At 60.4% G+C, this 12,310-nt stretch carries 7 protein-coding genes and 1 pseudogene; 3 read left to right on the top strand and 5 right to left on the bottom strand.

What is annotated here, in order from left to right; all coding sequences use genetic code 11:
• Positions 1–35: 35 nt before the first annotated feature.
• Positions 36–653 (bottom strand): LysE family translocator, encoded by a 618-nt coding sequence (locus tag AB4Y31_RS20515; RefSeq protein ID WP_368675534.1) that lies wholly within the window; start codon positions 651–653, stop codon positions 36–38.
• A 389-nt stretch (positions 654–1,042) separates the two neighbouring features.
• Between AB4Y31_RS20515 and AB4Y31_RS20520 the strand changes: the two are divergent.
• Positions 1,043–3,289, top strand: a pseudogene (locus AB4Y31_RS20520) (hypothetical protein).
• Positions 3,286–4,767 (top strand): virulence factor, encoded by a 1,482-nt coding sequence (locus tag AB4Y31_RS20525; RefSeq protein ID WP_368675535.1) that lies wholly within the window; start codon positions 3,286–3,288, stop codon positions 4,765–4,767. The pseudogene AB4Y31_RS20520 and the gene AB4Y31_RS20525 overlap by 4 nt, the downstream one beginning before the upstream one ends.
• Before the next feature lie 140 nt (positions 4,768–4,907).
• Here AB4Y31_RS20525 and AB4Y31_RS20530 read toward each other — a convergent pair whose 3' ends face one another.
• Positions 4,908–6,137, bottom strand: a complete 1,230-nt coding sequence (locus AB4Y31_RS20530) for an MFS transporter (RefSeq protein ID WP_368675536.1) — start codon at positions 6,135–6,137, stop codon at positions 4,908–4,910.
• A 229-nt stretch (positions 6,138–6,366) separates the two neighbouring features.
• On the opposite strand from AB4Y31_RS20530, the gene AB4Y31_RS20535 reads away from it, so the two are divergent.
• The gene (locus tag AB4Y31_RS20535; protein ID WP_368675537.1) at positions 6,367–8,223 is read left to right on the top strand and encodes a beta-galactosidase; all 1,857 of its coding nucleotides are present in this window, start codon (positions 6,367–6,369) and stop codon (positions 8,221–8,223) included.
• Between the two features lie 43 nt (positions 8,224–8,266).
• On the opposite strand, the gene AB4Y31_RS20540 is transcribed toward AB4Y31_RS20535, so the two are convergent.
• From AB4Y31_RS20540 to AB4Y31_RS20550, 3 genes are all read right to left on the bottom strand, one after another.
• On the bottom strand, positions 8,267–10,231 hold the full coding sequence (locus AB4Y31_RS20540) for an enterotoxin (protein WP_368675538.1): 1,965 nt from the start codon (positions 10,229–10,231) through the stop codon (positions 8,267–8,269).
• Positions 10,232–10,365: 134 nt separating this feature from the next.
• Positions 10,366–11,211, bottom strand: a complete 846-nt coding sequence (locus tag AB4Y31_RS20545) for a carbohydrate ABC transporter permease (protein WP_368675539.1) — start codon at positions 11,209–11,211, stop codon at positions 10,366–10,368.
• Positions 11,212–11,347: 136 nt separating this feature from the next.
• Positions 11,348–12,262, bottom strand: coding sequence for a carbohydrate ABC transporter permease (locus tag AB4Y31_RS20550; RefSeq protein WP_018440140.1), 915 nt, complete (start codon positions 12,260–12,262; stop codon positions 11,348–11,350).
• Positions 12,263–12,310: the final 48 nt, after the last annotated feature.

The raw sequence follows: 12,310 nt of genomic DNA on the forward strand, positions 1-12,310 counted from the left end.
CAACCGGTGAGTTTTAGCTCCGTTGACCCCATCCGTCAACGAATCAGTTGCCTTATTCCGAGCGCGACGATGACGGCGCCACATACGCGATCGACGACGCCACGCGCGCGTCGATGAGCCGATGCGACCCTCGGATGCGACATAACGATTGCGACGAGCCCGTACCAAGAGGTAGCCGTAACGCACACCATTGCAAGCATGGCAGCGAATGTCGCCGCGGAGACATGCGCGGGGGCGGCTGAAGAGAACACCGCGGCGAAGAACGCAATTGATTTCGGGTTTGTGATGTTCGTCGCGACGCCTTGCAGAAACGCGGCATACAAGCCGGTGCGCTGTTGCACCTCCATCCGACTCTCGCTGTTTGCCCGCGCGGAGACGATCAGGCGCAAGCCGAACCAGAGAAGGTAGCCGGCCCCTGCAAGCTTGACGATCACCGCCAACCAGGGAAAAACCGCAAAGACGAGGCCGACACCGAGGATCGAGCAACTCGCCCAGAAGAGATTGACGATTACGACTCCAGCGACGAGCGCGAGGGAATCCGAGCGCCCTCTGGAAGCCGCGGTATGAGCCACCGCCACGAAATTTGGCCCGGGTATGACGACCCCGGCTAAATAGATGAAGAAGACGGCAATAACGGCGGACAAGTCGATCATCGAGAGGCTCTTGGGTCGGTTATCCCGTGAATCTATACGAACCAGGCGGTCGACACCAGCGCCATTAGCCAATTCGCATGACGTCGCTCGATCCATTCAGGGCGCGCGGTTGTGTCTCTTCGTCCTAATTTCAGCGCACTAAGGTCTCCCACCAACTTTCGCGGCTTATGTTTTTGCGTCGCCCAGCCCGGGTCCGCTTCGTGGGCCGCATCTGCGCGATCCGGGCGATTCAACGGACATAGGTGTAACAACAAAGCGGGAGAAGAAGAGATGCACAACCGACGGCTGATACAAAGCGGGTGCGAAGGATTTGCCGTTCCAGTCGAATTGCGCTCATCGATCGAAATTGTGCTGCGCGCAAGCAAATTGACGATGGGGAACGCAAACACATGACACATCCGAATTCCAATGCGGCCGAGACATCGGCCAAGAAGAGTGCCGAGCCGCCTCGCATCCTGGTCGGCCGCGTGGAGGGCGTCACCCTCTTTGGCACTGACAACGAACTGATCTGCGTCAAACAGATGCCATTGCCGGGCGTCGTCATCTTCGTGCACGGCGTGAACTCCGAGGGCGAGTGGTACACCGCTGCAGAGGAAGGACTCTGCGAAGGCCTGAACCGGAGGTTGGGGCGTTTGGACGACCAGCTCGCCTATCGAGGCGTCGAGGCCGGCCAGATGTCACCGGTCCGCTATATGGAAAGTCTCACACCGGACGGGTACATCAACCCCGACCTGCTGCCCGATAGCTACATCAAGCCGGATCCGTCGTTCTCGCCTGTGATCCATTTCCGCTGGGGCTACAAGGCGAACCAGCAGGATCTCAAGGACTACGGCGCGAACCTGTTTCTCAACGAGCACAACTACTGGGGCGGCGGCCCGTTTGCGAATGGCTGCTCGAGTCTGGCCGATCTGTGGAGCCCCGGGCTCGACGATCGAATCTTCGGCTGGATCACAGTGCAGGCGTTGAATTCCACGCCGCGCCTGGTCTATCAGACCCCGCCGCGCGCCTACATGGTGATGGCGGCGCTACGGCTCGCCAAGCTGATCAAATCGATACGAGAGAAGCAAGCCGATGTGCCTATTACTGTTGTGTGTCACAGCCAGGGCAATATGATCGGGCTGGCGGCCGCCTTTCTCGGGGACAGGATGTCCGATGTCACCGATCCATGGGGCAAGGCCGGAAGCTGTGTGGCGGACGCCTACGTGTTGGCCAATGCACCGGACAGCCTCGTCGAAAAGCTGGGCATGGAGAACTGGGCGCAGCGCACGGTGCGCGACGCCGATGGCAACCGCGGCCGCGCGACGTTCAACGCGCGGGCTGAGACGTTGAAAGCCTTCTTCGAGATATTGCGCAAGCGCGCGGCACTGGAGCCCGATGCGCGTGAACTCGACGAAGACATGGGCAACAAACGGACGTCTGCGAAAGGTAAGCCGTATAGCGCCGGCGACGACCGCACGAGTCACGGCCTGAACGGCCACACGCTTGGCCGCGTGACGCTCTATTGCTGCCCGCACGATCAGGTGATTTCGGCGACGACCGTGCAAGGCATCGGCTGGCGTGGCATGAGCGCCGAGGAGATCTAGCGGACCGGCGGTCAGGGTGTCTTCACGCAGCGCGTGTTCGCATCGGGGTGGGTAGTCGGAAAGGATCCGACTGCCAGCCCTACGTATCGCTATTGGGAAGACGACTGGCGGGCGATGGTGAACCGGCAGAAGGGATTTTGGTATCCACCGTCGCCGAGTGCCGAGTTCGGGCTCCTCCGGGCATTGCGCGCCAATGAAAATCCGCTGGCGGCGCTTGGCACGTTGGCGTCGGCGCCGATTCTCTATTTTGCTACCCTGGTCGTAAAGCCGCGAATAAACGCCGATCCACCGAGCGGATGGACTATCCCGGTTGATGCGCCGAAGCTCGATGAGCCGTTCGAACCCGAAGCGATGCGCTATGGGCGGGTGTCCGAGATCGTCGTTGATGGGTTGAAGAGTCGGTTCAACGAAACCTACGACCCGCCTTCTGCCGCGCGCAATGCGCAAAAGAGTGAGGGTGAGAAGAACGCGGATGACCCTTATGACACCTTTCATTCAAGCGACCCGGCGCTGCAAAGACAAGGAACGCTGGAATCCGAGGCGGCGCAACGCTACGAGGACCACGCGCTGATGCGCCAGGAGGCTCGCCGAAATGAGAACTTCGGCGCCACGAAGGGCTGGGTCAGCCGTGACGGCAAGGTACTTGGCGAAGACGATCTGGCCAAGGCGACGCTCGAATACAAGAGATGGCGCAACGGGCAGATCGGCAAGATCCTGAAAGACGGCATCAAAAATAATCCAACAAACCACTCGACGATCCTTACCAATCCGACGCATGCGGAAAAGGCGCTAGCTTTCGACATTGCGATTGGCCTTTGCTACCTGTCGGAGCGCGACTGGAAGACTCTGCGCATCGAGGCTGACTGGCGATTCTGTAATGGATTGAGCGACAGCAATCCCGTCAAAAAGTACTCGAAGTACTTCGAGACAGGCAAATTCAACGATCAGCATCTGCACGACTGGGCCTGTAGCGATCCTGAGGTCGTTAGGCCGACAAAGATTCAGGACCAGCGCGAGGGCGAGCTCTTCCTCAACGCCGGAGACTTTCTATGAAATCGTTGATTGGAACGTGGCAACGGCGGCTCGTATTAGCGATCGTTGCGATGTTGCTGACGAGCGCGGCGACGTTGACCTGGATGATCTTTACGAACGTTGACCCACAATCCGTAAGCGATGAGGACCTCATGAAGCGTTTGGTGCATTTTCCTTTCATGGTAGGCGTTTGTGTTCTTCTGCTGAGCACATATTTTGTCCTTTGCATCTCCAATACCGCGACAGCTCAAACTGTTGCTACCAAGCCTGCGCCAACGGACGCGCCCAAGCCGTTCGTAGCTCAGGTGGTGGGGCTCGAGTGGCTGAACCCGCTACAGCGTCGTGATTACCCAACAGAGTGGCAAATCCTATGGACGCTTGGTCTCGTGAAGCCGAACAAGGACGACGACATGGTACGTACCAAGCCACAAAAATTCTCGACACTTCGGCCAATAGGTGCCCTCGTCTATGGCAATGAGGGTTCGGAAACATTCAAGGGTTTCTACCACAAGTACATCGACAAGCTTCTCCTGCTCTTTGCAGACAGATACGCAATGAATCCGAAGTACTTCTACACGGTCGGCCCGGAGGACCGTAGGCAATGGCGGGAACTCGCCGGCATACACGTCGAATTGGCGATTCCTTCTGATCGCCTAGACGCGACCGAGGCCGCAGCGTTCTTGCGCGATGAAATGGTGGATTACTTCAATATAGGCAGCAAGGGGTTCCCCGACCTTTGGAGCAAAAACACGCCACCCGACGTCCGGATCACCCAAGGGGGCGCCAACGCAGGCTTCACTTCACTGAACGCCGCACTCGACTATCTGCAAACGCACCCCCAAGAAAGCGTCTGGGTAATGAACTGGGACGCACCGAGCTTCCCACCGAACGACGCCCAGCTCAATGAAAACATGGTGCTACTCATCCTAGCCGGTCCGGAGATGAAGACGGAGCGCGCGCCGCTGGCCTGGATCGGCAAAGCGGCGACGGCCAACGTCGGCGACTACGAAAAGAAGGCCGGCACAACCCGAGCGGTCCAAGCATGGAAGGCGGCAATCGCCGCGGCGGCGCGCAACGCGAACAGTTCAACCGACAACATCGATTACATCATTCACGACGCGGGCATGGGCACTGATGAGGCTTCGAGCCGTATCGGCACGCTTGGCCGTACGCTGACGGAAACGCTGCTGGAATTCGAGTTCCAGAAACAGACGTTCAATACCCCAAGCTTGCTCGGCGACATGGGTGCCGGCAGTGCACTCACCAACGTCGTGCTCGCGATCGGCCGCGCGAATCACTTCGGAGAACGTGTGTTGGTGGCGGGCACGACTAACCCTGACGAACCAGTCGCGGCCGTGATCACTCCACCCGAGAAACCGAACCCGATTGATCCCGATGCGGACTGGTTCAGGGCGCGAGGCGAGGGGGACGCCTACCTGCCGTGGTGGGGACGTCGCTACGACGAGACCTACAACAATCGGCAGGGTTTGTCTTGGTGACAAAGAGGGACAACGCGAGGGGAAACGTCGCCAGAGTCGGCGATGTCCGCTTCATCGCCTCGCCCCAAACAGACCGGCTCGCGACGCGGCATTTGCCGCATAGCGAGCGTATGCGTGGGCGGAAACTCCTTCGCCGACGCTCACCAGCTTTTGCTGAAGCTCGATTGCGATCGCCGGTGCTTCCACAAGTAATGTGCCGCCACCATCGCGGCAGCAAAACCCGCCGCCGCCCCCACACCGACACCGCAGCGCGGCCCGAGCCGATCGGCAACCCACCCCACGATCGGCGCGCCAATTGGCGTGCCGCCCAGCGCGATCGATGCGCGGATCGCGATCACGCGGCCTCTCATGCTCGGTTCAGCCGACAGTTGCATCAGGCTGTTGGATGAATTCGTAAAAGTCAGGGCCGCGACGCCGACGACGATCAGCGCCAAGCCGAACAACACATAATCGGGCATTAGCGCGGCCATCAGCAGCCCGCCGCCAAATACGGCGGCGCCGGCGAGCAGCAGACCGAACGTCGGCCGTTCCCGTCGCGCGGCCAAAAGAGCACCGACCAGCGAGCCAACCGCCATCATCGACATCAGCAGACCGAACCGGTCCGCGCCGACGTGGAACACGGATGCGGACATCGTCGAAATATAGATGGGAAAATTGAGCCCGAAGGTGCCGATGAGGAAGAGCATGATCGCGGTGACGCGCAGCTCGCGGTGCTCCCAGACGTAGCGAAGACCTTCGCCGAAATGGCCACGTGTGCGCGCGATTCTCACGCGCGCATGAAGCTCGTCTCGCCGCAACAGCGTGAGTGACCACACTACCGCGACGAACGACGCCGCATTGACCAGAAACGCCCAGCCGGATCCTACCGCCGCCACGACGACGCCCGCAACGGCCGGCCCAATCAACCGGGCCGCATTGAACGATGTCGAGTTCAGCGCTATTGCGTTCGACAGGTCTGTATCGCCGACGAGGTCATAGACGAACGTCTGCCGCGCCGGCTGATCGAACGCGCTGACCGTGCCGAGCAGGAATGCGAGCACATAGACATGCCAAAGCACCACCGCTCCGAACACGGTCAGCAGACCGAGCATCAAGGCGAGCACGCCCTTTGCCGCCTGCGTCACCAGCAACAACTTCCGCCGATCGAAATAGTCGGCCGCGAATCCGGTCCACGGCAGGAACAGCAACTGCGGCCCGTATTGCAGCGCCATGACGATGCCGACCGCCGTCGCGTTACGATGCGTGAGCCCCGTTAGCACGAGCCAGTCCTGCGCCGTGCGCTGCATCCAGGTACCCACGTTCGAGATCAGCGCGCCGGCTGCCCAGATCCGGTAGTTGCGATTGTTCAGCGAACGAAAGACGCCTTTCATGAGCGATAGCGATGCGGTGTGTCGATTCAAAATCCGTCACGGGCGTTTCGCCATGTGAACCGTTGCGCGGTCTGATGGCTGTGGCTGCGGGAAAAGCGAAGAAAGCGCCTTCCGTGGTGCAAGATTTCAGCCCACGCCTAACCGGGAAATTTCCAACTATACTGGCCTTACCCTTCCATGGCTTACATCACTGGCTTACATCGCGCCAGGCGCCAACCGTGAGTGCGTCGTGCCCCTCGAACGCAAGCACACTTTCTCTTTCGCCCCTGACGGCGAGCACTTCCTGCTCGACGGCGAGCCTCTCCAGATTCGCAGCGGCGAGATGCATCCCGCCCGCATCCCGCGCGAGTATTGGCAACACCGGATCCGCATGGCCAAGGCAATGGGGATGAACTGCATCGCCATGTACGTCATGTGGAACTACCACGAGACGCGTAGAGGCGTGTTCGATTTCGAGAGCGGTAACCGCCATATCGAGGCCTTCATCCGGCTATGCCAATCCGAAGGGATGTGGGTCCTGCTGCGCCCGGGGCCGTATGTTTGCGCAGAATGGGATCTGGGAGGCCTCCCGTCATACCTGCTGAGCGATCCGGACATCCAGTTGAGGACCGACTCGGCCACCGATTCGCACTACATGGCGGCGGTGGCTCGCTACATCGACGAACTGATACCTCGCATCAAGCCATTGCTGATCCGGCACGGCGGACCGATCCTGATGATCCAGATCGAGAATGAATTCGGTTCGTGCGCGAGCAATCCGGCTTACCTCGAAGAGCTCAGGCAGCTCTGGCTCAAAGGCGGCGTAACGGGGCCGTTCTATACGGAAGACGGTCTCGCGCAGCTCCAACGCAATCGCACCACGGTGACCGGCGGTGCAATTGCGTTGAGCAATGGAGACGCGGCACAAATCGCCACTGTCCGCCGCGAATTCCCCGCGGTGCCCGCGATGGCGGGTGAGGTGTACCCAGGGTGGCTCACCCATTGGGGCGAATCAGATTTCGCGGGGGTGGACTATGACCTCTCCGACGTCTTGAGGGCGTTCATGCAGTCGAAACTGTCGTTCAATCTGTATGTCATTCACGGCGGCACGAGCTTTGGTTTTTATGCCGGCGCGAACGTGGACGGTTCGGGCAACTATCAACCCGACATCACCAGCTACGACTATTCGGCGCCGATCAGCGAGCAGGGCGTGGCGACGCCGAAGTACGTAAAGTACCGCAACATCATCGCCAGCTACTTGCGTGAGCCGTTGCCGGATATACCTGACGCGATCGCCACGCTTGAATGCTCGGGTGCCGATGCGTTGATGCCAACGGTCTACGCGTCGATCTGGGACAACCTGCCCCCGGCACTGCCGCGCGAACAGAGCGTCGATCCGCAGTCCTTTGAGCGCTACGGTCAGGCATTTGGCTTCGTGCTTTACCGCACGCGGCTGGAGGAGTACGCGAACGGTGTCATGGATATCAGCAGTGTTCATGACTACGCGACCGTTTTTGTGGACGAACACTATGTGGGCGGCGTGTCGAGGGCGCAGACCCCGCAGAGCTACGCTGAGCCACTCCACCTGATGCACCGCGCACCGCTCGCCCTTCCATCGTCGTTGCCCGAGGACGAGTCAAACCGTGGCGACCCCGTATCGTTGGAGATCCTCGTCGAGGGCATGGGGCGCGTGAACTTCGGCCCCGCGATCGTCGACCGCAAAGGCCTGCTCGAACCGGTCGGGATAAAAAACGCTGACGGGTCGCTCTCCTTGCTCGAGGGCTGGGAAGTTTTCCTGCTGCCGATGGATGAAGCGTTTATCGCCAACCTCAAGAAAAGGTGTGTGAATCCGCTGAAGCCCGGCCTCTTTTTTAAGGCAAGCTTGCGGCTGAATGAAGTTGGCGACACCTGGCTCGACATGAGCAACTGGACCAAGGGCGTCGTCTGGGTCAACGGGCACAATCTCGGACGCTACTGGAATATCGGTCCGCAAAGGCGCTTATATTGCCCCGCGCCGTGGCTTGCCCAAGGTGAAAACGAGGTGCTCATTTTCGACCTGCACCAGATTCAGGCGAAGCCGGTGCAACTGGCGGATACACCGTGTTAGCGGAACCGCAGTGGGCCGATGTCGAGGATACGCCTCATCCACTTCATAGCTCCGCTCGATCGATCGGCAACAGTTCCAGCGTGAGCACTTCGAACGGCGCGAGCTCGACTTCCTCTGGCAGATCTGCATCTAGCACCGCAGGAATTTCGGAATCCCCTGCACCCCAAACACGACGCCAAACGAATCGTCCCGCCGCGGCCGCCGGCAGCTCCAGTTGTCGCCGCAGATCCACCGCGAAGCGTCGCGCACGGCTGTCTGGATTGCGCAGCGTGACGATCGCCTTGTGCGACGTCCACGCCGCCCAACCGTATACCGCCCGTTGGTCAGGTGCCCCGCCGATCCAATGGCTGTCGCGCAGAACATCTGCGTTCGCGCGCTCCCATCTGGCGGCGTCCGCGAGTACATCCCAATCGTTTTCGCTCAGCAGCGACGGCGTAATGTACAGCTCCTGCAATTGCGTGCCGCTACCGAAGTAGGACCGTACTTCGTTGGCGAAACCATTGCCTACCGCCGAATTGAGGCGCGGATTGCATTGCGCATAGACGATGCCATGCAGCATTAGCGAATTGAGCGGAAAGTGCGGACTGCGCACGACGACGTTGTGATAGGTCTGGGCGTCCCGGTACGTGATCCAGCGTTCGCGGTCAGTACCGGTTCCCGCGAAACCGTCGTCCTCGCCACCGCGCCAGATAGCGTCCACATAGCGTAGCCAGAACGGCGACGGATGCGTCCCTGTCGTGAGACTGATGAAGGTTTCGGGTTTAGCCGCGCGGACGTCCTCGATGAGGTGAATCGCCGCTTGCCAATCACTATCGAAGAGGCTACCTGGAAACGCCTTGTCGGCGTTGCCTGTGCCGTCGAACTTGAACTGGCTTACGCCGTGCTTATCCAGCAAGGCCATCACCATTTCATGAAAGCGTCGATAGTAAGTCGGGCCCGATAATGCAAAGCCGTCATCGATGACCTCATACCCGGCGGCACGGCCGCGCGTCACGCGTTCTTGCTTCGGCGGTCCGTACCCACCCCAAGGGGACAACCATACGCCGGGCGCAGCGCCGTATTGTGCCGCAGCGTCGCGCAGCGGAAGGAAGCCATTCGGAAATTCCTTACTGAAATGCCATCCGCCGCCAAGATCGTCCCAGCCATCGTCGAACAGAAACGAATCGATCTGCACCCCGCGCGCGCTATGCAACTTGCGGCCGATCGTTTCGATGCGCTCCAGCGCTTGTGCCTGTGTGTATGGCGTCAGGTAACCGATGTCGCCCCAGCTGTTGTAGTGCAGAAAGGGACGATACTCGCGAGCCCGCTCCCGTTCGAGATAGGTGGCGAACTCGCGCCGCAACTGACCGTCGGGCGCTACGCCTGCCACTGCCGAGCAGACCAGCGTTCTGTCCTTTCTCAGCGGCGACGAGCATTGCAGGGTAAAGCTGACGCTGTCGCCATCCACATGACTTACTGCCATCGGCAGCTCAAAGCCGAGATAGAAGTTTCCCGCAATGACAGGGGTGCCCTTTAGTTCGCGACTGGCCTGCGCATCGGCAGCACGCGTCGTCAGCAATGAAACGACAGCGATCTCTTCGTCCCCAAGAAGCGCCGTAACCGCTAAGCGCTCACGCAGATACCGCGAACCGTCGCGCTGCTCCAGGCTCCATTCCACCCGTAGACGCCCTTCAGTGTCGATAAGCGTCGCACGCACGCTTCGACCAGCGATGCGTTCGGCCAAGCGGGATGAGTGAGGGTTGGGTACAAGCGCAGCTTCGCTCACCGGCGCAACGATCCTTAGCTCATCCAGGCCTACGCGGCTTCCGTCAGCGAGCAACAGCGCGAAGGGCGCGACGATGGGCAGCGTGCGGTCCCGTGCGCAATCGATCAACGAAAACTCGGCGAGACGTGCATCCTTGACCGCCCAGCGCAATGCAATGATGTCGTTACCGAATGAGTACGCATCGCCCCTCATTTGGAACACGGGTATGCTGGCTTGCTGAGGCAAAGCATCATTGGCACGCATGGCGAACCTATCTCGAGCGGGGGCGGTTTCCCTATAGTAGTCGCCCCGGAACAACTCGTTTTGCGCGGCGCTGGGTCTCACGCCATCTAGACGGTGGTACTACCGCAACTAAAGCAACGCGATGTGAAGTTCCCCTACTTCACCGCTCCCAGCGCCAGCCCCTTCACAAGATACCGCTGCAGCCACGCGAAGACGACTGAAACCGGCAGCGTCGCGCAAAGCGTCGCTGCCATCACCAGATGCCATTCGACCGTGTACTTGCCGGCGACCATGTCGGTCACCTGCACGGTCAGCGTCTTGTTCTCGGGCGAGCGGATCAGCGTATAGACCACCGCGAACTCGTTCCAGGCGCTGATGAACGTGAAGATCGCGGTCACGACGATCGCAGGCACGGCAAGCGGCAAGAACACCTTGAAGACGGCCTTCGTCCGTCCGCACCCTTCGAGCCACGCCGACTCTTCGAGATCGCGCGGCACGGTCTGAAAGTAGGACGACAGCATCCATACCGCGAACGCGATATTGAATGCAGCGTAGGAGACGATTACACCGAGCTTCGAATCGACGAGGTTGCCGTTGCCATACGGAATCATCGCAGCGAGCCTGAAGAGGCCAACCACGAGCAGTATCGGCGAAAGCATTTGCGTGACGAGCAGGAACTGCCGATACACGCCGCGCCCTGCGAACGGAAAGCGCGCGAGTGCATAAGCGGCGGGCACACTGACGGCCAGCGCGAGCGATGTCGAGAGAAAACTGATGACGCAACTGTTCTTCAACGCGACGCCGAAGTTGGCCGCATCCCACATCTCGACGAAGTTCTCCCAGCGCCAATGCACGGGCAGCCAGCGAGCCGGATAGACGAAGATCTCATCGGCCGGCTTGAACGCAGTGCACAGCATGACCGCAAACGGGAACAGCACGATCACGATCAGCGGGGATAGCGCGAGCCAGCACCATACGGTGCGTTTCAGCTTGGCATTCACGATGCCTCCTGCCGGGCCGCCCCAAGGGAGGCATCCGCCCCCTCGCGCCCCGAAGGGGGCACCCTCTCGGGGGCCCCCTGAGGAAGTCCCCGTGTGGGAGGGGGCAGCGAACGAAAGTGAGTGTGGGGGTCGTCCATTATTCCCCTCCCTGCTTAGGCTGCAGCCGTAAGTAGATCACCGTGAAGACAAAGAGCATGACGAGCATGATCAGCGATACCGCCGCCGCCTGACCGGGACGCCCAAGTCTGAAGCCGAGCTCGTAGAGGTACGTGACGAGGATATGTGTGCCCTCATCGGGTCCGCCTTGCGTCATGACCCAGATAATGGGAAACGAATTGAAGACGTAGATGACATTCAGCAGGATCGCCATGTTCACGAAAGGCCGCAGCAAGGGCAGCGTCAGCTTGCGGAACTGCTGCCATGCACTCGCGCCTTCGATGCGCGCGGCTTCATAGATATCGGCCGGCACCGAAGAGAGACCGCCCAGGAGGATTGTCACCGTGAAGGGAATCGATACGAGAATGCCAATGCCGATCTCCACCGGAAAAGCGATCTCGGGCCTCGCGAGCCAGTGGATCGCCCCGTTGATCAGCCCGAGCCGTTGCAGCGTGACGTTGACCATCCCGTAATCGTCATTGAACGCCCAGCGCCAGACGACGGCCGTCATCGTCAACGAAACGGACCAAGGCAGCATCACGATCGTGCGCGCCACGCCGCGCCCGTAAAAATCCTGGTTGAGCACGAGCGCGACCGGTACGGAAAGCAGCACCGTGCCACCGACTACGCACGCTGTCCACACGAGCGTGCGCCTGACCGAGCCAATAAAGACCGGATCGCTGAATACGTCGTAGAAGTTCTGCAGGCCGTTGAAGCCGCGTATCGCCCCGAAGCGCGACACATCATGCACCGACTGGTACACAATGTTGAAAATCGGGTAGCTGATGATGAAAAGCGCGAGGACGAGGCTCGGCACGATCAGCAGCCATGGCTGATTGAAGCGCGACGCTGCCGGGCGGCCGACACCGGTTTGGTCATAGGAGAGATGGGCCATAAATTGCGTGCGTGGACAGGCGGCGCAGGCTCGCGCCAGGCCACCCGC

The organism is Trinickia sp. EG282A (assembly GCF_040965455.1).
GTDB classification, from domain to species: domain Bacteria; phylum Pseudomonadota; class Gammaproteobacteria; order Burkholderiales; family Burkholderiaceae; genus Trinickia; species Trinickia symbiotica.